Source organism: Streptomyces sp. DG2A-72, from assembly GCF_030499575.1.
GTDB lineage: Bacteria > Actinomycetota > Actinomycetes > Streptomycetales > Streptomycetaceae > Streptomyces.
Map to the genome: position 1 here is coordinate 4,458,111 of NZ_JASTLC010000001.1, position 23,502 is coordinate 4,481,612.

Here is a 23,502-nt window from a genome sequence, read left to right on the forward strand (position 1 = left end):
CGCCTTCCCTACAGATCAGTCGCCGACGGCACGGTCCCCAACCCGTCCCGCACTCCCTCCGCCAACACCTCCGCCACATGCCTCCCCCGCACCCCCGCGACCTCACCCAACTGAGTCCGGCAGGAGAACCCGTCCGCCAGCACCACCGCCCCCTCGCCCGCGTCCCGCACCGCCGGCACCAACTGCTCCTCCGCACACGCCACCGACACCCCGAAGTGCCCCTTTTCGAAGCCGAAGTTGCCCGCGAGACCGCAGCAGCCTCCGCTCAACTCACCGTCCAGACCGGCCAATTGACGCAACCGCCGATCAGCGGCATCACCCAGCACCGCGTGCTGGTGGCAATGGGTCTGCCCGACCACCGGACGGTCCACGCGAGGCGGCGTCCAGTCAGGCGCCAGCTGCTCCAGCGCCTCCGCGAAGGTCAGGACGCGGTCGGCCAGGCGGCGGGCACGGGGATCGTCGGGGAGGAGTTCCGGCACATCGGAGCGCAGGGCCGCCGCGCAGCTGGGTTCCAGGACGATGACCGGTACCGGCCGATCCAGCAAGGGCTCCAAAAGGTCGAGCGTACGGCCCAACACCCGCCGCGCCCGGTCGAGTTGGCCCGTCGACACATACGTCAGTCCGCAGCAGACCCGCCCCCGGCGCCCCGCCATCGTCCTCGTCGGCGGCAGCACCGCCGAGATCCCCGCCGCCTCCAGGACCCGTACGGCCGCCTGCCCCACCGTCGGCGACAGATGCTCGGTGAAGGTGTCCGGCCAGAGCAGGGCAACCGTGTGGAGGCCGTCGCCGAAGGAGGCGTCCCCTTCCCGTACGGGCCTCAGGATCCGTCCGGCCCGCTCCTCGACGCGCCGCCCCCACCACCTGCTGAACGTCTCCGTCGCCACCCGCGGAATCTCCCGTTCGGGCGCGATCCCGCCCAGCCGTTTCGCGACCCGGGCCAACGGCCGTAGGCAAGCAAGGGCGTTGACCAGCCGTGCCGTGCGCGTAAGCGCCACCGCCCGCAACCACACCGGCAGCCACCCCATGCTGTAGTGCGCGGCCGGGCGACGCCGCCCGGCGTAGTGGTGGTGCAGGAACTCCGCCTTGTACGTGGCCATGTCCACCTCGACCGGGCAGTCCGACCGGCACCCCTTGCAGGCCAGGCACAGATCCAGCGCGTCCCGGACCTCCTTCGAGCGCCAGCCATCGGTCACCAGCTCGCCCGCCAGCATCTCGTGCAGCAGCCGGGCACGCCCGCGCGTGGAGTGCTGCTCCTCGCCGGTCGCGCGGAAGGACGGGCACATGACGGAAGGCCCGGACACCGATGTCGTACGGCATTTCGCGACCCCCACGCACCGCCGCACCGCCGCCGAGAAGTCACCGCCGTCGGACGGGTAGCCGAAAGCCACGTCCACCGGCTCGCGCGGCAGGACGGAGAAGCGGAGGTTGGCGTCCAGTGCCGCCGGCCGGACCAGCATTCCCGGGTTGAGCAGGTCGTCCGGGTCCCAGACCCCTTTCGCCCGTTCGAAGAGCCCCACCATCTCCTCCCCGTACATCTTCGGCAGCAGCTCCGCCCGCGCCTGCCCGTCCCCGTGCTCCCCCGACAGCGAGCCGCCGTGCGCCACGACGACCTCGGCCAGCTCCTCCGAGAAGCGCCGGAAGCGGCCGATCCCCGCGTCGGAGAGGAGGTCGAAGTCGATCCGGACGTGGATACAGCCGTCCCCGAAGTGCCCATACGGCGTCCCGCGCAGCCCGTGAGCGTTCAGCAGCCCTCTGAAGTCCCGCAGATACGCGCCCAGCCGCTCGGGCGGCACCGCGCAGTCCTCCCAGCCCGGCCAGGCCTCACTGCCGTCCGGCATCCGGGTGGCCGTACCGCTCGCGTCCTCCCGGATGCGCCACAGCGCCCGCTGCCCGGCCGGATCGGTCATCACCAGCGCGTCCACGACATCGGCGGCCCGCACGATCGCCTCCGCACGCGCGCGTGCCTCCGCCGCATCCGACCCGCCCGTCTCCACGAACAGCCAGGCCCCGCCCCGGGGCAGCGCAGTCGCCGACGGCACCAGGTCGGCGGCCATGCCCTCCACCGTGAGCGGCCCGTACGGCAGCAGTCCGGCCGCCGCCTCCGCAGCCGCGCTCTCGTCGGCGTACGCCAGCACGGCCAGCGCACGCGCGCGTGGCGCCTCCACGAGCCGTACGACCGCCTCGGTGAGGACGCCCAAGGTGCCCTCGCTGCCGCAGAAGGAACGGGCGACATCGGCGCCCTTCTCGGGCAGCAGCGCGTCCAGCGCGTATCCGGAGATGCGGCGGGGCAGCTCCGGGAATCCGGTCCGCAGCCGCGCCAACTCGCCCTCCACCAGGGCCCGTAGCCCCTCCGGCGCCCCGGACCAGCCTTGCCCGAGCCGCAGTCGGTCGCCGCGCGCGGTGAGCACGGACAGTTCCCGCACGCTGTCCGCGGTGGTCCCCCAGGCCACCGAATGCGAGCCGCAGGAGTTGTTGCCGATCATTCCGCCGAGCGTGCACCGGCTGTGGGTGGAGGGGTCGGGCCCGAAACGCAGGCCGTGCGGGGCGGCGGCGTCCTGGAGGCGGTCGAGGACGAGGCCGGGCTGGACGACGGCGGTACGGGTCTCGGGGTCGAGGGACACGAGCCGATGCATGTGGCGGGTGAAGTCCAGCACGATGCCGGTGCCGGTGGCCTGTCCGGCGATGGAGGTACCTCCACCACGGGCCACCACCGGCACCATGTGGTCCCGGCACACCTCCAGCACGGCGGCGACGTCATCGGCGTCATGTGGTGCGACCACACCCAGGGGGACACGCCGGTAGTTGGACGCGTCCATGGTCGTCAATGCCCGGGAGCTGACGTCGAACCCGACCTCGCCCCGGACGGCGGAACGCAGCGCAGCCTCTAGATCCCTCATGCCTCCAGCAAACCAGCCGACGTCCGCCGAAACGCCGTCTCATCCGACGGACGAGGTTTCACCCAGGTTTCCCGAAACGGCTACGCTCCCACCGTGGCTGAGATCCAGATTCCCGCTGACATCAAGCCCGCCGACGGACGTTTCGGCGCGGGCCCCTCCAAGGTGCGGACGGAAGCGCTGGACGCGCTGGCCGCCACCGGCGCCTCTCTCATGGGCACCTCCCACCGCCAGGCCCCGGTGAAAAACCTGGTCGGCAAGGTTCGCGAGGGCGTCCGCGACCTGTTCCAACTGCCCGACGGCTACGAAGTCGTCCTCGGCAACGGCGGCTCGACCGCGTTCTGGGACATCGCGACCCACGGCCTGATCGAGAACAAGTCCCAGCACCTCACCTTCGGCGAGTTCTCCTCCAAGTTCGCCAAGGCCGCCAAGCTCGCCCCCTGGCTCGCCGAGCCGGACGTCATCTCCACCGACCCGGGCACGCACCCCGAGCCGGTCGCAGAGGCGGGCGTCGACGTCTACGCCTTCACCCACAACGAGACCTCCACCGGTGTCGCCATGCCGATCAAGCGGGTGGCCGGTGCCGACGAGGGCGCCCTCGTCCTGGTCGACGCCACCTCCGGCGCCGGCGGCCTCCCGGTGGACGTGTCCGAGACCGACGTCTACTACTTCGCCCCGCAGAAGTCCTTCGCCTCCGACGGCGGCCTGTGGATCGGCGTCTTCTCCCCGGCCGCGATCGAGCGCGCCGAGCGCATCCACGCGTCCGGCCGCCACATCCCGGAGTTCTTCTCGCTCCCCACGGCGATCGACAACTCCCGCAAGAACCAGACGTACAACACCCCCGCCCTCGCCACTCTCTTCCTCCTCAACGACCAGCTGGAGTGGATCAACGGCCAGGGTGGCCTGGACTGGGCGGTCCGCCGCACCGCCACCTCCGCCCGCACGCTGTACGGCTGGGCCGAGGACATCAAGTACGCCAACCCGTTCGTCACCGACCCGGCCAAGCGCTCGGCGGTCATCGGCACGATCGACTTCACGGACGAGATCGACGCCGCCGCCGTCGCCAAGGTCCTGCGCGCCAACGGCATCGTCGACACCGAGCCCTACCGCAAGCTCGGCCGCAACCAGCTGCGCGTCGCGATGTTCCCGGCGATCGACCCGGCCGACATCGAGGCGCTGACCAAGTGCATCGACTACGTGATCGAGAAGCTCTGATCTCAGGCATACGACGATGAGGGGCGCCCGGAGCCACGCGGCGGTAGCCGCATATCGGCGAGGCCCGGGCGCCCCTCGTCGTCGTACGGCGTGGTCACCCCATCTGCGAGGTCACATGGTCGATGACCTGATCGAACTCGGCCGTCGGCGAGAAGTCGATGTACTCGCAGTCCTCCAGCGCCAGCGGAACGTGACCGGGTGCCCAGTAGAACGCCTGCCCCGGCTCATAGGTCTCCTCGCCCTCGGGGGTCCGCATCTGCAGACGACCCGAGAACATGTACCCCCAGTGGGGGCACTGGCACATGTCATCGGGCATGCCCTTCAGGGCGGGCCCCATGTCCGTGCCCTTCGGCAGCCGGACGAACGCGACGCTCATCTCTCCGCCGATCGTGGTCTTTCGCAGCTCCACGCCCTCGCCCTCCAGGGCGACCGCGGTACCTTCCTTCGTCACCGCTGTCATGATTCCTCCAAGTTCGTCCACCTTCAGTCTCCCGCCGGAGGACGAGGGATGCCCACCTCAGCGGCTGAGCTTCTGGAACCGCCGCACCGCGAGCGGCAGGAAGATCAGCGTGAGGATCACCGGCCAGACTCCCGCCATGAGCAGCGCGTGCTGCTCGATCCAGGAGTCGCCGGTCGCGCCCGGCGAGCCGAAGAGGTCGCGGGTGGCCGCCGCCGTGGAGGAGATGGGGTTCCAGGCCGCGACCCAGCCGAGCCAGTCCGGCATCAGCTGCGGGGCGACGAAGATGCTGGAGATCATCGTCAGCGGGAAGGCGACCGCGAACAGTCCGCCGGCCGCCTCGGGGTTGGGTACGAGCAGGCCCAGCCACACGCCGATCCAGATCAGCGCGAAGCGCAGCCACAGCAGCAGCCCGAAGGCCGCGAGGAAGCCGAAGCCGCCGTCCGGCCGCCAGCCCATCGCGAACGCCGTCAGCATCATGATGCCGAGTTCCGCGCAGGCCACGACGAGGTCGGTCACCCCGCGCCCGGCGACGACCGCGGACGAGGCCATCGGCATGGAGCGGAACCGGTCGATGACGCCCTTGGTGGAGTCGTACACCACGACGGTCGCCGTGTTGATGAAGCCGAAGGCCATGGTCATCACGAACATGCCCGGCATCAGGAAGTCCTGGTAGTTCCCGCCGCCGGGCACCTTCATGGCGCTGCCGAAGACATAGGCGTACAGGAACACGGACAGGATCGGGAAGCCGAGCTGCCAGGCGATGTTGACGGGCTGGCGCTGATAGTGGGTGAGGCCGCGGCGGACGATGTTCCAGCAGTCGGCGAGCGCCCAGTAGGTGCGGCTGCGGGCGGGGTGCCCGGTCAGGTCCAGAGCGCTCACTTCGCGGTCTCCTTCTCGGTCTTCTCCGTACGGTGTCCGGTCAGCCGCAGGAACACGTCGTCCAGGCTGGGCCTGCGCAGCCCTATGTCCTCGACCGGCACCCCTTCGTCCTGGAGCGTGCGGGCGACCTCGGTGAGCGCGGAGACCCGGTCGGTCACCGGCGCGTGCACGCGCAGTTCGCTCTCGTCGGTCTCGGGTTCGCCGTCGGAGACGCGGGCGACGACCTTCACCGCGCGCGGGATGTCGGCGCGTTCGCTGAGCACGACCTCGATACGGTCGCCGCCGACGCGGTTCTTCAGGCCGTCCGGGGAGTCGTCGGCGATGGACCGGCCCTGGTCGATGACGGTGATATGGGAGGCCAGCTTGTCGGCCTCCTCCAGATACTGCGTGGTCAGCAGCACGGTGGTGCCGCTCGCCACCAACGCCCGTACGGATTCCCAGACTTCACCCCGGCTACGGGGATCGAGTCCCGTCGTCGGCTCGTCCAGGAAGAGGACCGCCGGGGCGAGGATCATCGACGCGGCGAGGTCGAGGCGGCGCCGCATGCCGCCGCTGTAGTCGCCTACGCCCTTGTCGGCGGCGTCGGCCAGGTCGAACTGGTCCAGCAGTTCGGTGGCCCGCAGCCGCGCCCGCTTTCCGCCGAGGTGGAACAGCCGGCCGAACATCTCCAGGTTCTGCCGCCCGGTGAGCACCTCGTCCACGGCGGCGTACTGCCCGGTCAGCCCGATCCTCGCGCGCACGTCGCGCGGCTGTCGTACGACGTCGAGGCCGGCCACCGTCGCGCTCCCGCCGTCCAGTCGCAGAAGCGTGGACAGGATGCGGACGGCGGTGGTCTTGCCGGCGCCGTTCGGCCCGAGCAGGCCGTGCACGGTGCCCTCGCGCACGGTGAGATCGAAGCCGTCGAGGGCGTGCTTCTCGCCGTACCGCTTCTCCAGCCCTTCCGCCCGGACCGCGTAACCGTCATTCATGGGGTCCCCCTTCTTCTCAACTGAGTACACCGTACCCTATTACGCGTACACCGTACCCAATTTTTCCGCGAGGATCTAAGCTGAATGGCATGACGAGCGGCAAGGGCGGTACCGGCAGTACGGAGACCAGTGGCAGCGGCGACATCGCGCGCACGCTCGAACTGCTGTGGGACACCGGCCGACGCCCCAGCCGCGGCCCGAAGCCGGGGCTGAACCTGGAGCAGATCGTGGAGGCGGCCGTCCGGATCGCGGACGCGGACGGCCTGGAGGCGCTCTCCATGCGCCGCGTCGCCACCGAACTCGGCACCGGCACCATGTCCCTCTACCGCTATGTCCCCGGCAAGGGCGAGCTGCTCGACCTGATGCTGGACCGCGTCCAGCAGCCGTCCGAGAACCCGGCCGACCTCGGCGAGGGCGACTGGCGCTCGGCGCTGGAGGCCCTGGGCCGCGCCACCCTCGACCTCTACCGGCGCCACCCCTGGCTGCTCCAGGTCAACCAGGCCCGCCCGATCCTCGGCCCGAGCGCGCTCGACGGCATGGAGAAGGTGCTCACGCTCATCCGGCCGATGGGACTGACCGACCCCGAGCTGGTCTCGGCGATCATCATGATCGACGGGTACGTCGTCGGCGCCGCCCGCACGCAGCTGTACCAGCAGGAGGCGGAGCGCCGGACCGGCCTCACGGACGCGGAGTTCTGGCAGGCCCAGGTGCCGACGCTGGAGAAGGTCCTCGCGTCGGGCCGCTACCCGGTGATGGCCTCCCTCTCCGAGGACACCTTCGGCCCCGACTTCGACCACTTCGAGTTCGGACTCCAGCGAATCCTGGACGGCCTGGAGGTGTTCGTCGCCCGGCGCGGCGAAGGGTGACACAGCAGGCGATCGGTGCCTGTATGCAGCTCGGAGGACAAGCACACGGCCCGGCTGCTGCGGAAGAAGTACCCCTTCCTGCAAGGCGTGTTCGTGCCGCTGACCCACAAGGAGAAGCCGAAGGACTGAGGCAGGCGGGCCTACGACCGCCGCAGCAGCCGCCTGAACCAGAGGCCGACGCCGAGTGTCGCGACGACGGCGATGGCGCCGATCTTCAAGCCTTCGCTGTCGCCGTCACCGTCCCCACCCGCCGCCGAACTCCCGTTCCCGGAGGGCGACTCGGCCCCGTCCGGACGGTCGGGCGCGTCCCTGGCCTCCACCTCGCTGTTCACGCCCTCGCTCCCGAGCATCAGCTTCGTCCCGTCGACGCTGTAGCTGACGGACTCCCCCTGGCCGATCGGCACGCTGATCCGTCCCTGCCGCTTGATCTTCCCGTCGTTCCAGTCGTAGGAGATCCCGCCGAAGTATCCGCGTACGGCGAGCTGCCTGCCGTCGGGTGAGAAGGCGGCGTTGGTGGCCCACAGGTCGACGGCGGCGGCGGGCTTGAAGACGTTGCTCCCGGAGGCGGAGAGCTTGGCGGGCCCCTCGTACAGATGCCCGCCGTCCTCCTGCTTGTCGATGATGTAGACGCGCCCGGTCTTGGGGTGGACGACCATCGACTCCGCGTCCCGTGAACCGTTCGAGTACTTCACGACGTACTGCGTGGCCCGGACGGTCTGGTCGGTGAGGTTCTTGGGCTCGGGCAGCTGGTAGATCCACACATAGGGCCAGGAGACCCCGTCGTTGTCGCCGATGTCGCCGACCCAGATCTGGTTGTCCGGCCCGATGGCGATCGCCTCGACGTCGCGCGGCATGCCCACGCCGGTCATGGTGATCCGGGCGACGGTCTTGCCGGTGCTGCTGTCGACGGCGTAGAGGTAGGCGCCGTCGTCCTGGTCGTTGTGCGTCCAGTAGATGCCCGGGTGCTGGCGTGAGGCGGCGAGGCCGCTGGACTCGGTGATGCGGGGGTCATTGATGGTGAAGCTCTCGTCGCCGTCGGCGGCGGAGGCGGGCAGGGCGAAGACACCTACGAGGAGGACCCCGGCAAGAAACGCGAGCGATCGGCGCATGCCCCAAGACTGCCATCCCGAGCCCGCGTTCACGGAGCGTGTCGGGCTTCACATCCCACCGCGCCCGCTGATCGTCCATCATGAGCGGATGCTCAGGTTCATGCCCGTCGGCGACTCCCAGACGATCGGAAGCGCGGGCGAACACACATGGCGTTACCGGCTGTGGCAGCACCTGCGCGAGACATACGGCGGCCCGTTCAAGCTGGTCGGCCCGCGCGAGACGCTGTACGACCAGGCCACGGGCACCCCCACGTCGTACGAGTACGCCGACCCCGACTTCCCCCGCGCCCATCTCGCCGGCTGGGGCGAGGGCTGGCTGCACATGGCCCCGCTGATCGGCGAGGCGGTGCGGTCGTGCCGGGCGGATGTGCTCTTGGTCTCCCTGGGCCTGATCGACCTGGGCTTCTACACGAACGCCGACCAGACGGCGGAGAACGCACGGGCCTTCGTGGCGGCGGCGAGGGCGGCGAACCCGAAGGTACGGATGGTCGTGCTCCCCGTGATCCCGAACGTCCGCGCCGACACGGACGCTCCCTTCGCCGCACAGGTCACCCGCTTCAACGAACTGCTGGCCAAGGCCGTGGCCGACCTGGACGAGCCCCGCTCACCCCTGCTGCTGGCGTCGCCGCCACCGTCGTACGACATCAACTTCGACACCTACGACGGCACGCACCCGAACGCGAGCGGGGAGTACAGGATCGCGGCGGCGTTCGCGGACGCGATGCATCAGGCGTGGGATGTGGGCGAGCCCTACGAGGCGTGAGCGTAGATGGCCTCGACGAGGAACTCGGCGCACGGCAGCACACCAGGGAGCAGGTCATCCCACCGCTCGTCCTCTTCCCCAGGTAGACGGCGCGTGCGTGCGCGAGAACGGGCCGGTGCACGGCCGGGAGCCGCTCGATCGCCCAGTCGGCGGCAGCGTCCTTGGAGCGGATCCGGCCGGTGGCGAGGGTGGTCCACACACGGGCGAGGGTGAGCAGCACGTTCCGGGTGTCGGACTCCAACTCGCCCATCAGACCGGGCACTCCCGAGACGATCGCCCGCCTCAGGTCGTCGTGCGGAACCGGGTCGAGGAGTTCGGCGGGCGGTGGCCCGAAGAGCGGGGCGTCGCCGAGCAGCACCATGGTGAGGAGCGGGACGAGGTCGGGACTGGGCTCGGGAGCAGGGACGAGGCCACGCTCGTACTCCTCCCGCATCCACTCCCCGTACAGGAACTCGCAGGTGGGCGGAGTCCGCCAGGGCCGTACGTCGTCCTGTACGACGACGATGAGCTCGACGGGGCGGGAATCCCCGCCGGACACCTCCATCAACTCATCCACCAGGGCGCGGCGTTGGGGATGGCTGACGGGCCCGCTCACGACGACCAGGACGTCGATGTCGCTGTGCGGGCGGAGGCCGCCGAGGGTGGCGGAGCCGTGGAGGTAGATGCCGAGGACGGTGTCGCCGAGGATGCGGTGGAGGAGGGGGAGGAGGTGCGCGGCGCCGGGGGCTGGCATGTGAGGTTCCTCTCGGTGTCAGGTCACCGTGCGTATCGTTGTACTGCGCGACTGCCCTCGTCCGTGGGTCAGCCGGGGAGGAGCGCCACGATGACCGTCCTTGAAGACAGGATCGCGATGGCCCAGAGCGACGACACGTACTGGCTCGACGAGATGTTCGAGCGGCTCGAGAAGATGCCCGTCCCCGAGGGATACAAGGTCGAGATCGTCGAGGGGACCATCTACATGTCGCCGCAGCGGGACATCCACTGGGAGACCATTCGCAGGATCGTCCGAGCCCTTGAAGACACGTTTGGCATGGACGTCAAGGTGTTCTCGGACGTCCGCATCGACTTCCCCGGCCGCAAGAACGGTCTCGCCCCGGACGTGGCGAAGCTACGCGACGGTGCAGAGAAGAACTCCGAGGGCCGCTGGCGCCACGAGGACGTCGAATTCATCGCCGAGGTCATCTCCACGGACACGGCCAAGAACGACTACGGCCCCAAGAAGACCGCATACGCCCTCGCCGAAGTCCCCGTCTACCTGATCGCCGACCCTTACACAGGCAAGTGCCGCCTGTTCACCCAGCCCAAGGACGGCGACTACGTGAGCGACACGTCCATCACCTACGGCGGGGACGTCGACATGACCACCACTTTCCTCGGCCTCACCCTCAAGACCGACGAGTTCCCCCGCGACTGATGAGAGGGTGTGGCCATGGCCGTCATTCACCACACCACCCTCAAGCCGACCAAGCTGGAACTGCTGACCACCTGGCTGCCGACCCGCCCGTGGTACGTCGGCGGCGCAGGTGAACCGGTGTTGACGAAGGCCGGTGGCTTCCGGTTGGACGACCCGGAGGGCGAGGTCGGCATCGAGTTCATGGTGGCCACCGACGCCTCCGGCCCGCACCCCGCCTCCTACCTCGTGCCGCTCACCTACCGAGGCGCCCCGCTCGACGGCGCGGAGCACTCCCTCGTCGGCACGATGGAACACGGCGTGCTGGGCAAGCGCTGGGCCTACGACGGCTGCCACGACCCGGTCCTGGTAGCCCAGTTGCTGGCCCTGATCGAGGGCCGCGTCCAGGCCCAGGCGCAGAGCATCAGCGACACCCCCGACCGAGAGGTCACCCGCTCCTACACGGGCCACGCCCTCCCCTCCACGGCCACAGCGACGGACGACCAGGCCGGCACGGAGCTCCGCCTCGCCGACAGCACGGCCGTGCTCCGCCTGCACCGACGCCTGCGGCCCGGCACGGAGGCGCCCGAGGGCTCGCTCGGCCACATCACCGGCGCCTGGGAGTTGCCGGACGGCACGCGGGCGCGGGCGCTGTTCGCCACCCTCTGAGGCTGGCCACACCGTCCCCTGGGCCAGGGCACGTGAGCAAAGCCCCTGAGCGGACCCGGTGTTTGCACGTGACCGTAGGGGCCGCCCGCTTCTTGGCCAGTGTCGTGCTTCCGCGACCCGAGTAAAGGGCGCTCCGCTGCGCTACGCGTCGGCTGCGCCGATTCCGCTTCGCTCCACCCTTGACTCGGCTCACTCCAGCACGGGTGAGAAGCGAGCGAGCGGCCCGGAGGGATGGGTGGCCGACGTGCGTTTGCGGTGAGGTGGGATGCGGGCCGGGGTGAGCGGGCGCAATCGCGCCTCGCCTGCACGCCGGGTCGGCTTAGCGGCGAACGGCCGGTGGGGGGTGGGGTGCGCGACGGCGGGCTGGCGGCACGCCGAGCGGGCTAAGCGGCGAGCGGCAGGTGCGTGGGACGCGTCGACCGAGTGGGGGCACGCCGGGTGGGCTTAGCGGCTTGCGGCCGGTGGGGGGTGGGGTGCGCGACGGCGGGCTGGGGGCACGCCGGGCGGGCTAAGCGGCTTGCGGCCGGTGGGGAGTGAGGTACGCGACGGCGGGGTGGCGGCACGCCGGGCGGGCTAAGCGGCGAGCGGCCGGTGCGTGGGACGCGTCGACCGGGTGGGGGCACGCCGGGTGGGCTTAGCGGCTTGCGGCCGGTGGGTGGAGCGCATCAGCAGAGGGCGGCATGCCGGGCGGGCTTGGCGGCGTACGGCCGGAGGGCGGGGCGCATCAGCAGGGGGGCACTCCGCGTGCGCTTGGCGCCTGCGGCCTGTCAGGGTGCGGATGGTGGCTGGGCCTCAATTGGAAAGTTTGGGCCACTCTGGTCTCTGGCGGAGCCGGGAATTCTTGGTCAGCCGGTGGCCCAAATCTTCCAATTGGCCCCTGGAGAGCAACAGGCGGGGCCGGTGTGACTAGTGTGGCGCCGCCCGCTGCCTGCCGGACATCCCCCACGCCCCGCACGGCCCCGCCCACCCCGCACCTGCCGCCTGCCGCTGAACCGACCCGGCGTGCCGCCAGCCCGCCGTCGCGCACCCCACCCCCCACCGGCCGCAAGCCGCTAAGCCGACCCGGCGTGCAGGCGAGGCGCGATTGCGCCCACCCATCCCGGTCCGCATCCCGGCCCATCTCGCCGCAAACGCACGTCGGCCACCCATCCCTCCGGGCCGCTTGCTCGCTTCTCACCCGTGCTGGAGTGAGCCGAGTCAAGGGTGGAGCGAAGCGGAATCGGCGCAGCCGACGCGTAGCGCAGCGGAGCGCCCTTTACTCGGGTCGCGGAAGCACGACACTGGCCAAGAAGCGGGCGGCCCCTACGGTCACTGTGCAGCGCCGGTCACCTCGCCCACCACTTCCCACAGCAACTCCGCCCCCACAAAAGGCACTTCCGCCGAAGGAACCGATCGCCAGCCCAACGGCCATGTTGTCCCCGTCAGCGCGGGTACGCCCACGTACGCCAGGATGCCGTCACCGCGCGTGAGAGCGCGTACGCCGGGCGGCCAGCGGTACGTCGACGCGGTTTGCGGGGGCAACAGGAAGTACATGTTCCGTTCCCTGCTGAACTCCTGGACGACCGGGCCCGCGTTGAAGTCCGTGGCCGACATCAGCTCCTTGGCGATGCGTTCCCCCGCAGCTCCCCTGATGCGTACGGCGTCGAAGTGGATGCCGGCGTGACGAAGGGCGAGGCCGGAGGCGGGGATCCAGGTCGGGATCCAGGGGGCGGCGATTCTCTCGTTCATGCCGCAAATGGTTCCGGGTGCTCACATACTGTGACCAGGGGTTTGCAAGGGTGGTGCGGGGCTGTGCAGTTGGGGAGGTTCGTGTGCACTCCGGTGAACGCGGCTCGGAGTCTTTCGGGGCGCTGCTGAGGTTCTTTCGCGAGCGGGCCGGGATGACGCAGGAGGGCTTGGGCAAGCACGTCGGGTACTCCAAGTCGCAGGTGGCGATGGTGGAGCGGGGGGAGCGGTCACCCAAGGGCACGTTGGTGGAGATCGCGGACGAGGTGCTCGGTGCACGAGGTGCACTGCTGGTGCTGGCGGAGAAGGAGTTCGGCAAGGGCGGTCTTCGGCCGTGGACCGAGGACTACCTGGCGGAGGAGAGAAGAGCCGCCGCGCTGCACGTGTACCAGAACCATGTGATTCCGGGCTCGCTCCAGACGGAGGCGTATGCGCGGGCGATCTACAGCTGCCACGTCCCGGCGCTGGAGGACGACGAAATCGACCGGCGCGTGACAGCACGACTCGAACGACAGCAGCTCTTCCAGCGCAAGCCCAAGCCGATGGTCAGCTACGTACTGGAAGAGAGCACACTCACCCGCCCGTTGGGCGGCCCGGGCGCGCTCAAGGAGCAGCTGCACCACATTCTCGGCATCGGCCAGCTGCGCCACGTCGAGATCCAGGTCATGCCGCACAGCCGCCAAGCCCACGCCGGCCTGAACGGCGCCATGATCGTGCTGGAGACAGCCGAGCATCGCCAACTCGCCTACGTAGAAGGCCCGAGCGGCGGCTACTTCGTCAGTGAACAGCCCGACCTGGGGGAGCTGTTCGCGCGGTATGGCATTCTGCGAGCGCAGGCTCTCAACCCCGACGAGTCCGCGAAACTGATCTACGAGGTGGCAGAGGGACTATGAGCGCGGACCTCCACTGGTTCAAGAGCAGTTATAGCGGCGATCAGGGCGAGTGTGTCGAGGTCGCGCTGAGGTGGAGCAAGTCGAGCCGCAGCGGCAGCGAAGGCGAGTGCGTAGAGATAGCCCTCACCCCCACCACCATCCACATCCGCGACTCCAAAACCCCTGCCACCCCTGCCACCCCCGCCACCCCGACCGTCCAAGTAACCCCCACCACCTGGACGACCTTCCTCAACTCCCTGCTCTAGAACATCCCGTTGTCGTTCGCGGAGGTCGCCGGCACATCCTGGATCACATCCCAGTGCTCCACGATCTTCCCGTTCCGCACCCGGAACAGATCCACGATCGCCTGACCCCGCTCCCCCGGCGCGTTCACGTAGTGGCTGTGGACGGCGACCAAGTCACCCTCAGCGATGACCCGCTTCGGCGTGACCTTCAGCTGCGGGAACGCCTGGAAGAACCCGCCGAGTCCCGTCTTCGCGCCCTCCACGCCATCCGCGATGTTCGGGTTGTGCTGGTGGTACTCGGAACCCCAGTACCGGTCGAGGGCGGAAACATCCTTCTGGACCAGAAGCTGATCGACGGCCTTGGTGACCAGCTTCTTGTTGTACGCGGTCAGCCACCGCGGCCCCGGCTGCTCGGTCTGCGGCCAACTCTCCGTGGAGAACATGTCGTTGCCGCTGGCGGAACTCGCCGGCACCTCCTGCCCGACATCCCAGTGCTCGGCGATCTTCCCGTCCTGGAACCGGAAGATGTCGAACACGGCCTGCCCCCGCGCCCCCGGAGTCATCACGACGTTCGAGTGCACGAGCACAAGGTCGCCCTCGGAGATGACCCGCTTGACGTCGTACTCGGCGTCCGGGAACTGCTGATGGACCCGGACACCCAGGTTCTTCAACGTCTCCGCACCGTCCGGCGCCAGCGGGTTGTGCTGGATGTAGTCGGCGCGGACGTACCGGTCCACAACCTCCGTGTCGCCCTGCTCGAACACGCCCTTGAGGACGCGGACGGCGACGTACTTCTGGTAGGCGAGGCGGGCGGAATCGCCGTAGCCGGCGTGCTCACCGGAGGCAACCGGCACAGACGCAACGGCTGGCACCGCGGCGGCGCCCAGAAGCGCCGCGGACGCCAGCGCAGCGACAAGTGCCTTACGGACAGGCGTGGTGGGGGGCATGGCGCTCTCTTTCCGAGCAGGGAAATTGAAAGTTCAAGCTCACACTACCCACAGGTAAGCACTAACCTCAAGTTAGTTTAAAGACGCTTGCCTAGAGCGCACTCCACGCCGTTGGCTAGGCAGTTATGAAGTACACGCAACTCGGACGCACGGGACTCAAGGTCAGCCAACTCGTCCTCGGCACCATGAACTTCGGTCCGCAGACCGACGAAGCGGACAGTCACGCGATCATGGACGCGGCGCTGGACGCCGGCATCAACTTCTTCGACACGGCGAACGTGTACGGCTGGGGCGAGAACAAGGGTCGTACCGAATCGATCATCGGCAACTGGTTCGCGAAGGGCGGCGAGCGGCGCGACAAGGTCGTGCTCGCCACCAAGGTGTACGGGAACATGGCGGCGGACGGCACTCCCGCCTGGCCCAACCACGACAAGCTGTCGGCGCTGAACATCCGACGGGCGGTGGACGCGTCGCTCAAGCGGCTGCAGACCGACTACATCGACGTCTACCAGTTCCACCACATCGACCGCTCGACTCCCTTCGAGGAGATCTGGCAGGCGATCGACGTGCTGGTGCAGCAGGGGAAGATCCTCTACGTCGGGTCCTCCAACTTCCCCGGCTACAAGATCGCCCAGGCCAACGAGATCGCCGCGAAGCGCACCGGCACCATCGGCCTCGTCAGCGAGCAGTGCCTCTACAACCTGGCCGAGCGCCGCGCCGAGATGGAGGTCATCCCGGCCGCGCAGGAGTACGGCCTCGGGGTCATCCCCTGGTCGCCGCTGCACGGCGGTGTGCTGGGCGGGGTCATCAAGAAGGAGGTCGAGGGCGGACGCCGGGCCAGTGGGCGGGCCGCGGACTACCTCGCCAACCCCGCCACGCGCGCGCAGATCCAGTCGTACGAGGACCTGCTCGAAAAGCACGGCGTCGAGCCGGGTGAGGCCGCTCTCGCGTGGCTGCTCACCCGTCCCGGCGTGACCGGCCCGATCGTCGGTCCGCGCACCGCGGAGCAGCTGGAGTCCGCTCTGCGGGCGGTCGAGCTGGAGCTGAGCGAGGAGCTGCTGTCCGGGCTGGACGAGATCTTCCCGGGCCCGGGTCCGTCGCCGGAGGCCTTCGCCTGGTAACCGCCGGAGGCGCGCGGCGGCGTCACTTTCCGAGCGCCGCCGCCAGCGCCACCATCACGAACATCAACACAAGCGCACCGGCCATGATCCGGTTCCGGGTTTTCGGCTTCACGTATCGAGCCTAACCGGCCCCTCCGAGCGGCCATCGGGCGACCACCTCGTAGCGCGGCTGCTCACCCGGTACGCCCGATTTCGGCAGATTGCTACGGACCAGCGCCAGTTCGCCCACCGTCCACGTCCGACTGGTGAACCGGCCGAAGGCCTCGACATACGGCCGTACATCCACCGCGTCCCGACTCCTCGCCACCGTCAGATGAGCCTTGTACCGACGGTGCTCCCCCATCGGCACCCCCGCCTTCCGCGCGGCGGCCTCCGCCCGGTCCGCCAGCAGCCGCAGCGCCCCGACGTCCCCCTCCGCCCCCACCCACAGCGCCCGTCCGCGCCCGAACTGGCCGCCGCCCTGGAGTGCCAGCGGGAAGAGGTCAGTGCGGTGCGCGGCCCGCTCCAGCCTCGCCGACAGTTCCGGTACGAGGTCGTCGTCGACCTCCCCGTAGAACGCCATCGTGAAGTGCCACCCGGGCCGCCCGGTCCACCGCAGCCCGTCCGCCCCGGGCAGCTTCTGCAACTCGTCGATCTCGAGGGCGAGTTCACGGACGACGTCGTCAGGGGGCAGCACGGCGGCGAAGAGTCTCACGGACGCCACTGTTCCAGGGAACGGATCATCCGGCGAGCTGTCTCCCTGCCACGGGCCTTCAGACGTCGACGTCGAGGGCGATGGTCAGCTCGGCGCGGCCGGTGACGCGCAGCGGAATGTGCGCCGCCGGGTTCAGTGAGTCGTTGACGGCCATCAAGGCGCCTCGGAGGTCGGCCGGGGCCGGCAGCGTGATCAGGTCCAGTCCGGCTTCCAGCACCTCACGGAGTCCCGGGGCCGCGCACGTGAAGGGCAGCAGGCGGTCGTGCGTCGCGTGGTAGATGTGCAGCTCGACGGTCTCGGTGGCGTGGGCGGCCGCGAGGAACTCCTGGACGTCCCCCGCGCCGACCAGCATGGCGGTGTCCAGGTCGATGTCCATCGACGGCAGGGCGAGCGAGGCGCGCAGGAAGCCCGGGTGCGCGTCAAGGTAGAGGGACGCTCCGTTGTCCTCGATCGCCTCGCCCAGGTCGTAGAGGTTCCGGCGCTGGTCCCGTGTCAGTTCGACCACGACGGCCGCTCGGCCGCCGAGCCCCATGTAGACCACCGAGCCGGCTTCGGCATGCGTACGGTGACTCGACCCGACGTCCACCGGTCCGGTGCCGGCGGGAAACATCCGCCGGGTCTGCGCCGCCGTCTGGTCCGTGATGCTCGGGGCGATGATCGGGGGCAGCCGCCGGCCGCCGACCGTCAGTCCCGGACGCTGGAACGATCCCGTCACCGCTCCGGGATCGAACACGCTGACCACTACGGGCGCCTGCTTCTGTCCCGTCTGCTTCTGCCCCGCCTGCTTCTTCTTCCGTCGCCACCACGTCATGCCCCGACCGTAAACACACCGCCCCGGGACGGGGCCCGGCCTCAACAGACCGGCGCCGTACGGGAGACCATGGGGCCATGGACAGCGGGAGCACGATCAGCATCAGAGAAGGCGGACCCGACGACATTCCCGCGATACTCGCCATGCTCGACAGCTGTGTCGAGTGGCTGGTCTCGCAGGGGCGCACGGGGCAGTGGGGAACGCAGCCGCTGTCGCAGAGCCCGAAGACGGTGGAGTCGGTGGCGCGTTACATGGACGAGGGCGACGTCTTCGTCGCCGAGGTCGACGGCGGGCCGGCCGCCACCCTCACCCTCACCGACTCGCCCGGCCCCTACCTGGCCCACCTCCCGCCGACCGGCGAGCCCGAGCGGTACATCCACTGGCTCGCCTCCGACCGCCGCTTCAAGGGCCACGGCGCGGGCAGCGCCCTGCTCGCACACGCCGCCGAGGTGACCCGCCGGGCGGGCGTCTCGCTGCTGCGGGTGGACTGCTACGCGGGCGACGACGGCAAGCTCGTCCGCTACTACGAGAGCCAGGGCTTCGTCCGTACCGAGACCTACGTGGGCAAGGACGACTGGCCGGGGCAGGTGCTGGCGCGGAGGGTCTGATCCGCACTGATCGCCGACGGCGCACAGCGAAACGGCAACGGCAACTGGCCTGATCGTGGACCCGTACACCGCCGAATGGCACCTGCACACCCTGCCCAAGGACGGCGAGTACCACGCCGCCGTCAGCTTCGGCTTCGGCTTCGGTGACGACATCGACCTGACCGGACCGTCGTCGGCCTCACCCTCAAAACCGACGAGTTTCCCCGCGAGTGACGTCCCTACGCCACCGTCGTCAGCTCGTCCTCCCGCTGCTCGCGAGGCACGAACCGCACGCGCGGATGCCCGTGGTTCCACCCCACCGACAGCCGCAGACCCCCCACCCTGGCCAGAATCAGGCCGATCACCACAGCCGCAGTCGCCGCGATCGCGCCTCCGACGGCCAGGCCCACCCGGGCGCCGTACGTGTCGGTGATCCAGCCGACGATCGGGGCGCCAACCGGGGAGCCGCCCAGGAAGACCATCATGTACAGGGCCATCACACGGCCCCGCATCGCCGGGTCGGTGGCCATCTGGATGCTGGTGTTGGCGGTGACGTTGATCGTCATGCCGAAGAGGCCTATCGGGATCATCAGCAGGGCGAAGAGGTACAGCGACGGGGTCAGCGCCGCCACGATCTCCACCGTGCCGAAGAGCAGCGCGCCCGCGATCAGCAGACGCATCCGCGCAGTGCCGCGCCGCGCGGCGAGCAGCGCGCCGGTCACCGAGCCAACCGCCATCAGCGTGTTGAACATGCTGTACCAGCCCGCGCCGGCGTGGAACACGTCGTCCGCGAAGGCCGAGATGTAGACGGGGAAGTTGAAGGCGAACGTGCCGACGAAGCCGACCAGCACGATCGGCCAGACCAGCTCCGGCCGCCCGGCGACATACCGCAGCCCCTCCCGCAGCTGCCCCTTGCCGCGCGGGGCGCGCTCGACGGCGTACAGCTCACGCGCCCGCATCAGCAGCAGGCCGACGATGGGGGCGATGAAGGACAGGCCGTTGAAGAGGAACGCCCAGCCGGTGCCGACGCCGGTGATCAGGACACCCGCGACGGCTGGGCCGATGAGGCGGGCGGACTGGAAGTTGGCGGAGTTCAGGCTGACCGCGTTCTGCAGCTGGTCGGGGCCGACCATCTCGGAGACGAAGGACTGGCGGGCCGGGTTGTCGACGACGGTGGCGAGGCCGACCGCGAAGGCGGCTACGTAGACGTGCCAGACCTCGACGTGGCCGGTGATCGTGAGGAACGCGAGCGCCAGGCCCGTCAGGCCCATCGCCGTCTGGGTGACCAGCAGGGTCGGGCGCTTGGGGAGGCGGTCGACGAGGACGCCGCCGTACAGGCCGAAGAGCAGCATCGGGAGGAACTGCAGCGCCGTCGTTATACCTACGGCCGTGGAGGAGCCGGTGAGGCTGAGCACCAGCCAGTCCTGGGCGATGCGCTGCATCCAGGTGCCGGTGTTGGAGACGACCTGGCCCATGAAGAACAGGCGGTAGTTCCGGACCTTGAGCGAGCTGAACATCGAGGACTTGCGCTCGACGGGGTCGTCAGGGGTGGTGTCGTGGGTGGTCGGTGCGGGGGCGGAGTGTGCTCCGGGTCCCGTACTCAACAGCGTTCGCCTCCTCAAAACGGTGGGCTTACAGGTGTGCGAGCTTCTCCAGCACAGGGGCGGCGGCGCGCAGCTTCGCCCACTCGTCGTCGTCGAGGCTCTCGGCGAGCGAGGCCAGGAAGGCATTGCGCTTGCGGCGGCTCTCCTCCAGCATCGTCACGGCCTGCTCGGTCTGTGTGACGACCTTCTGGCGCCGGTCCTCGGGGTGCGGCTCCAGCCGGACCAGCCCCTTGGCTTCGAGCAGCGCGACGATGCGGGTCATCGAGGGCGGCTGCACATGCTCCTTGCGGGCGAGTTCACCCGGGGTGGCGGTGCCGCAGCGGGCGAGGGTGCCGAGCACCGACATCTCGGTGGGGCTCAGCGATTCGTCGACCCGCTGGTGCTTGAGCCGACGGGACAGCCGCATCACGGCAGATCGCAGGGAGTTCACGGCGGCAGCGTCGTCGCCATGGCTAAGGTCCGACATGTTCTTTAGGGTAACTCATTACCCTACCTAAAGACCACTGCCGCGCGTATAATTGCCCGCGCCCCGGGCCACTGAACCCTCAGATCACCCATCCGGGTGAGTTGGTTCCGGAAAGTGACGCGGCGCCCGGTTCGGTCCGGCAACCCTCGTACACATGGGGACCAGCGTGCTCAGCCTGCGGATAGACGGGGAGCTGCTCGAACGGCTCCGGGACCATGCGGCGAAAAGGGGAATGAGCGTCCAGGACTATGTGATCCGGACGCTCATCCGGGACGACTTCGACGAACGGTTCCAGGCCGCCGTCGAGGAGACGGAGCGGTTCTACGGGGTCACCTGACGGCGTCCGGCGGTCAGGTCGGGCAACGCTTCAGGACAACGCGGCTGACGCGATGCCCAGGCAGAGCATCAGGGCGGTCCACGGCGTCGCCCTCGCCAGCGCGCGGTTCTTGGCCAGGGCGATCGAGCCGAGGAAGCGGGCCATCACCCAGAGCTGTTCGGCCTGGGTCTGCGGGTCCCCGGCTAGATCCGCGTCCAGGCCTGTAACACCGAAGGGGTTCACGGGTGCCGGGGCGTGGGTGGACGGCCGGAGCGCCCGCACGATGTGGAAACCGGAGACGAGGAGAGTGACCGCGAACGCGAACAGGACGGTGCCGAGTACCGGTGACCAGCACGTTCCCGCTCCACCTCCCAGGGCTGCCGCCGCGGCGACCACCCCACCGGTGTGCACCACGACCATCACGTTCACCTTCGAGTCCGCCTGCTGCACATAGCCCTGAAAGATGGCCAGCGCGGCGAGCGCCACCTCGAGCGCCGGGTCTTCGGCGGCGTTCGGTAGGTCGAGCTGCCGGATTGCCATGAATGTCTCCCTGCCCTGTCGCTCCGCTCTTCACGGGAGGTTGGCACCTGGCGGCGAGAGTGGCTCACGTGGCCGTCATTTGGGGGGCGGAGTCCGGGGTCAGTGGAGGATCCACTCCTGCGACTCGTCTTCGTCCACGCAGGTACTGAGAGTGAGCGGCTTGCCCTTGCCGTGGGCGGTCAGGCACAGGGTCTGACCCCCGCTGGCCATCTGGAGGTACCAGGCGTTGACCGGACCGCCCGTCACGGCACTGCGTGTCCACGGGGTGGAGCCGAACTCGCCGCCGTAGGAGGTGCTCACCATCTGGGCAGCGTTGGTGCTGGTATCCAGGGACAGCGTGGTGGAGCGCGCGCTGTCCAGCTCGTTGTAGATGAAGAACTGGGAAGGGCTGAACGCGTATTCGGCTCCGTTTCCATTGGGTTTCACCCTCTTCCAGATCTGACTCTTGTCGGAACTGGCCGAGGCGAGGATGACAGGGGTCCCTGCTGTCATGGTGTCGCCGTATACGTCCACGACCAGTCCGTTCTCGACGTTCTGGATCATTCCCTCTGCGTACGTGACCGCTGCCGCCGTCGGACGCGTCGTCGCGGGGGCGGGAGCGTCGGACTGGCCGGCTATCGGAGCGCCGTCCGACGTCCCACCGCCGCCCTGCGCCCCGGAATCCGTTCGCGAGCGGCTGGGGCTGGGCGACGGGGAGCCGGAAGGGGAAGGGCTGCCGGACGGCGTGGCAGTCGGCGTCGGACTCGGATCCAGATCCGGGGAGGCCTCGGATCCGGTCAGCCCGGACCAAGGCGTCAACGCTCCGAGCAGGCCAAGCACGGCGACCACTACGGCGGCCACGCAGGCGGCCGGCCTGCCGTACCGCTGACGCAGGGCGGCGGACCGCACCCGGGCGGGCGCGACACCCGGCACGGTGATGTGGGCGGCCCAGGACATACCGTTCTTGTCCCGAAGCCTGACCGGCACGTACGCCCGGGGATCCAGCTCCTCCCAGCCCTCATTGACCGTGTCCTGGAACACCCGGTCGCTGATGATCACCACCAGCCCGCTGTCGGCGAGCTTTTCGGTCACGTACTTGCACGGCCGACTACTGACCAGCCGATCCGCCTCGATCGGCGGCCTGCCCGCGACACCCCCGGGCGCGTCCATGGCAGTGCCATAGGTCACCGCGAGGCGCAGGCGCAGCTTCGGGCGGTTTCCGCGGCGCTTGTTCGCCTTGTCGAGCGCGTCCGACAGCGCGGGAACGTATTCCTTGAGATAGGGGACGGGGGTGAGGTTCTTCCAGCACACCGACTCGCCGTCTCCGCCCTTCTGGATGCCGTCGGGCGGTCGGCTGATCCCCGACGTCCGCTCGGCCTCCGCGCGAACCTCCTCCAGGGCGTTCTGGACCTCTCGCCCTTGTTCGCCGGGCAGCTTGCTGTAGCCGGGGAAATCGTCGGTAGTCCAGAGGACGAAGCCGGGACCGCCCTCACGCTGCTCGTTCAAGTTTGCCGTCCTGTATGCGATCGCCGGGCCGCTGCGGCCGCGAGCGAGGGAAAGGGCTTTCACGAAGAGGGGGCGCCATCATAGGCAAGCGCGCGCAGCGCTTCGAGGTCGCGGACAATTGGCCGTCTGCGATGACGTTCGACAAGGCCGTGCCGTGCCAGCTCGGCCATGGCACGCTCGACGGTCTTCTCCGAGCAGCTGATCATGGCGCCCCATTCGACCTGGGTCAGATCCACCTGGATGACCGTGCTGCCGCGCAGAGGTGTGCCGAAGTCCTCCGCCATCGCGACGAGGGCTCGCGCGAGCCGTATCCGTGCCCTGGTCGAGGAGTTGTCGATCCGCCGCAGGGTTGCGGTCCGGAACTTGCCCAGGACCGTCCGTTCCAGCTGGAGCCGCACCTCCGGCCGGTCGGCCAGGTACTGCTCCAGGCCAGGCCCGCTGAGCCGCACGGCCCTGACCGGCTCCTGCCCGCATGCCGTGACGGTCGCGGTTCTGGGACCGCCGTCCCGCGCGGCGATCTCGCCGACCACGTCGCCTCCGGCACGCATCGCGAGGAGTGCCTCGCCGGTGCCGCCGATGCCCGCGGTCACCTTGACGAACGAGGACATGAGCAGGAAGACGTCCGTACCCCGTTCGCCCTCCATCATCAGTTTCTCGGCCCTGCCGAAGCCGACTGGTTCACCCGCCATGACGAGAGCCCGCAGAGCCGCGGGTTCCAGCGCTCGAAGGAAGCTGGCGGCGCGCCACGCCTCGCAGTTGTCCCGTATGAGCTCCCTGGCCCCTGCCTCGTCCATCCGTACCCCTGGAAGATTGACGAATCAAGGATCGAGCGTAGGGCGGTGGACAGCACTGCGTCCCCGGATTCCAGCTGAAGGC

General features: G+C 69.4%; 25 protein-coding genes and 1 pseudogene. 11 read left to right on the forward strand and 15 right to left on the reverse strand.

All coding sequences use genetic code 11. From position 1 onward, the window contains the following. Window positions 1–8: 8 nt before the first annotated feature. Window positions 9–2,897, reverse strand: a complete 2,889-nt coding sequence (locus QQY66_RS20975; RefSeq protein WP_301981884.1) for an FAD-binding and (Fe-S)-binding domain-containing protein — start codon at window positions 2,895–2,897, stop codon at window positions 9–11. A 93-nt stretch (window positions 2,898–2,990) separates the two neighbouring features. Between QQY66_RS20975 and serC the strand changes: the two genes are divergently transcribed. Next, window positions 2,991–4,109 (forward strand): phosphoserine transaminase, encoded by a 1,119-nt coding sequence (gene serC / locus QQY66_RS20980; protein ID WP_301981885.1) that lies wholly within the window; start codon window positions 2,991–2,993, stop codon window positions 4,107–4,109. A 94-nt stretch (window positions 4,110–4,203) separates the two neighbouring features. Here serC and QQY66_RS20985 read toward each other — a convergent pair whose 3' ends face one another. Genes QQY66_RS20985 through QQY66_RS20995 form a run of 3 tightly spaced genes read right to left on the reverse strand, consistent with a single transcriptional unit; the run spans window position 4,204 to window position 6,416 of the window. Then, window positions 4,204–4,569 (reverse strand): hypothetical protein, encoded by a 366-nt coding sequence (locus QQY66_RS20985; RefSeq protein WP_301981886.1) that lies wholly within the window; start codon window positions 4,567–4,569, stop codon window positions 4,204–4,206. A gap of 57 nt (window positions 4,570–4,626) precedes the next feature. Then, entirely contained in the window at window positions 4,627–5,448 is an 822-nt protein-coding gene (locus tag QQY66_RS20990; protein ID WP_301981887.1) for an ABC transporter permease, read from the reverse strand. Further along, window positions 5,445–6,416 carry an ATP-binding cassette domain-containing protein gene (locus QQY66_RS20995; protein WP_301981888.1) on the reverse strand — a complete coding sequence of 324 codons (972 nt, stop codon included), beginning with the start codon at window positions 6,414–6,416 and terminating at the stop codon, window positions 5,445–5,447. Before QQY66_RS20995 ends, QQY66_RS20990 begins: the two co-directional genes overlap by 4 nt. A gap of 89 nt (window positions 6,417–6,505) precedes the next feature. On the opposite strand from QQY66_RS20995, the gene QQY66_RS21000 reads away from it, so the two are divergent. Beyond that, window positions 6,506–7,282 (forward strand): TetR/AcrR family transcriptional regulator, encoded by a 777-nt coding sequence (locus tag QQY66_RS21000; RefSeq protein WP_301981889.1) that lies wholly within the window; start codon window positions 6,506–6,508, stop codon window positions 7,280–7,282. A gap of 140 nt (window positions 7,283–7,422) precedes the next feature. Here the strand turns inward: QQY66_RS21000 and QQY66_RS21005 are convergent, their stop codons facing one another. Continuing rightward, complete coding sequence (locus QQY66_RS21005) at window positions 7,423–8,391, reverse strand: WD40 repeat domain-containing protein (protein WP_301981891.1); 969 nt, start codon at window positions 8,389–8,391, stop codon at window positions 7,423–7,425. A gap of 88 nt (window positions 8,392–8,479) precedes the next feature. Here QQY66_RS21005 and QQY66_RS21010 point away from each other — a divergent pair, with 88 nt between their 5' ends. After that, window positions 8,480–9,154 (forward strand): GDSL-type esterase/lipase family protein, encoded by a 675-nt coding sequence (locus QQY66_RS21010; protein WP_301981892.1) that lies wholly within the window; start codon window positions 8,480–8,482, stop codon window positions 9,152–9,154. Here QQY66_RS21010 and QQY66_RS21015 read toward each other — a convergent pair. Continuing rightward, entirely contained in the window at window positions 9,036–9,887 is an 852-nt protein-coding gene (locus tag QQY66_RS21015) for an aminoglycoside adenylyltransferase family protein (protein WP_301981893.1), read from the reverse strand. The two genes, QQY66_RS21010 and QQY66_RS21015, sit on opposite strands and share 119 nt — an antisense overlap. Before the next feature lie 90 nt (window positions 9,888–9,977). Here QQY66_RS21015 and QQY66_RS21020 point away from each other — a divergent pair, with 90 nt between their 5' ends. Both QQY66_RS21020 and QQY66_RS21025 read left to right on the forward strand, forming a co-directional pair. Further along, a complete protein-coding gene (locus QQY66_RS21020; protein WP_301981894.1) occupies window positions 9,978–10,568 on the forward strand; it encodes a Uma2 family endonuclease in 591 nt (196 codons plus the stop codon). Between the two features lie 15 nt (window positions 10,569–10,583). After that, on the forward strand, window positions 10,584–11,213 hold the full coding sequence (locus QQY66_RS21025) for a 1,4-alpha-glucan branching protein (RefSeq protein ID WP_301981895.1): 630 nt from the start codon (window positions 10,584–10,586) through the stop codon (window positions 11,211–11,213). 1,308 nt (window positions 11,214–12,521) lie between these two features. Here the strand turns inward: QQY66_RS21025 and QQY66_RS21030 are convergent. Then, window positions 12,522–12,941: a hypothetical protein gene (locus tag QQY66_RS21030; protein WP_301981896.1), complete on the reverse strand. Its 420-nt coding sequence runs from the start codon at window positions 12,939–12,941 to the stop codon at window positions 12,522–12,524. A gap of 167 nt (window positions 12,942–13,108) precedes the next feature. On the opposite strand from QQY66_RS21030, the gene QQY66_RS21035 reads away from it, so the two are divergent. Together QQY66_RS21035 and QQY66_RS21040 are read left to right on the forward strand one after the other, a co-directional pair. Beyond that, complete coding sequence (locus QQY66_RS21035) at window positions 13,109–13,831, forward strand: DUF5753 domain-containing protein (protein WP_301981897.1); 723 nt, start codon at window positions 13,109–13,111, stop codon at window positions 13,829–13,831. Continuing rightward, on the forward strand, window positions 13,828–14,076 hold the full coding sequence (locus tag QQY66_RS21040) for a DUF397 domain-containing protein (protein WP_301981898.1): 249 nt from the start codon (window positions 13,828–13,830) through the stop codon (window positions 14,074–14,076). The genes QQY66_RS21035 and QQY66_RS21040 overlap by 4 nt, the downstream gene beginning before the upstream one ends. Here the strand turns inward: QQY66_RS21040 and QQY66_RS21045 are convergent. Next, on the reverse strand, window positions 14,073–15,002 hold the full coding sequence (locus QQY66_RS21045; RefSeq protein WP_301981899.1) for a nuclear transport factor 2 family protein: 930 nt from the start codon (window positions 15,000–15,002) through the stop codon (window positions 14,073–14,075). The genes QQY66_RS21040 and QQY66_RS21045 overlap by 4 nt on opposite strands. Before the next feature lie 125 nt (window positions 15,003–15,127). On the opposite strand from QQY66_RS21045, the gene QQY66_RS21050 reads away from it, so the two are divergent. After that, window positions 15,128–16,123: an aldo/keto reductase gene (locus tag QQY66_RS21050; RefSeq protein ID WP_301981900.1), complete on the forward strand. Its 996-nt coding sequence runs from the start codon at window positions 15,128–15,130 to the stop codon at window positions 16,121–16,123. Window positions 16,124–16,244: 121 nt separating this feature from the next. On the opposite strand, the gene thpR is transcribed toward QQY66_RS21050, so the two are convergent. Continuing rightward, window positions 16,245–16,817: an RNA 2',3'-cyclic phosphodiesterase gene (gene thpR, locus QQY66_RS21055; protein WP_301981901.1), complete on the reverse strand. Its 573-nt coding sequence runs from the start codon at window positions 16,815–16,817 to the stop codon at window positions 16,245–16,247. Window positions 16,818–16,875: 58 nt separating this feature from the next. Next, window positions 16,876–17,628, reverse strand: a complete 753-nt coding sequence (locus tag QQY66_RS21060; RefSeq protein ID WP_301981902.1) for a hypothetical protein — start codon at window positions 17,626–17,628, stop codon at window positions 16,876–16,878. Window positions 17,629–17,705: 77 nt separating this feature from the next. Here QQY66_RS21060 and QQY66_RS21065 point away from each other — a divergent pair, with 77 nt between their 5' ends. Further along, complete coding sequence (locus QQY66_RS21065) at window positions 17,706–18,236, forward strand: GNAT family N-acetyltransferase (protein ID WP_301981903.1); 531 nt, start codon at window positions 17,706–17,708, stop codon at window positions 18,234–18,236. Between the two features lie 49 nt (window positions 18,237–18,285). Further along, window positions 18,286–18,449 (forward strand): annotated as a pseudogene (locus QQY66_RS21070) (Uma2 family endonuclease); the annotation flags it as partial. 5 nt (window positions 18,450–18,454) lie between these two features. Here QQY66_RS21070 and QQY66_RS21075 read toward each other — a convergent pair. Further along, a complete protein-coding gene (locus tag QQY66_RS21075; RefSeq protein ID WP_301981904.1) occupies window positions 18,455–19,819 on the reverse strand; it encodes an MFS transporter in 1,365 nt (454 codons plus the stop codon). A 28-nt stretch (window positions 19,820–19,847) separates the two neighbouring features. Further along, on the reverse strand, window positions 19,848–20,285 hold the full coding sequence (locus tag QQY66_RS21080) for a MarR family winged helix-turn-helix transcriptional regulator (RefSeq protein ID WP_301981905.1): 438 nt from the start codon (window positions 20,283–20,285) through the stop codon (window positions 19,848–19,850). 154 nt (window positions 20,286–20,439) lie between these two features. Between QQY66_RS21080 and QQY66_RS21085 the strand changes: the two genes are divergently transcribed. Then, window positions 20,440–20,622, forward strand: coding sequence for a ribbon-helix-helix protein, CopG family (locus QQY66_RS21085; RefSeq protein WP_155059008.1), 183 nt, complete (start codon window positions 20,440–20,442; stop codon window positions 20,620–20,622). Window positions 20,623–20,652: 30 nt separating this feature from the next. Here the strand turns inward: QQY66_RS21085 and QQY66_RS21090 are convergent, their stop codons facing one another. The 3 genes from QQY66_RS21090 to QQY66_RS21100 all read right to left on the reverse strand — a co-directional run bounded on the left by QQY66_RS21090 (window position 20,653) and on the right by QQY66_RS21100 (window position 23,420). Next, window positions 20,653–21,141 (reverse strand): hypothetical protein, encoded by a 489-nt coding sequence (locus QQY66_RS21090; protein ID WP_301981906.1) that lies wholly within the window; start codon window positions 21,139–21,141, stop codon window positions 20,653–20,655. Window positions 21,142–21,240: 99 nt separating this feature from the next. After that, window positions 21,241–22,626, reverse strand: coding sequence for an RICIN domain-containing protein (locus QQY66_RS21095; RefSeq protein ID WP_301981907.1), 1,386 nt, complete (start codon window positions 22,624–22,626; stop codon window positions 21,241–21,243). 59 nt (window positions 22,627–22,685) lie between these two features. Beyond that, complete coding sequence (locus QQY66_RS21100) at window positions 22,686–23,420, reverse strand: Crp/Fnr family transcriptional regulator (RefSeq protein ID WP_301981908.1); 735 nt, start codon at window positions 23,418–23,420, stop codon at window positions 22,686–22,688. Window positions 23,421–23,502 lie beyond the last annotated feature (82 nt).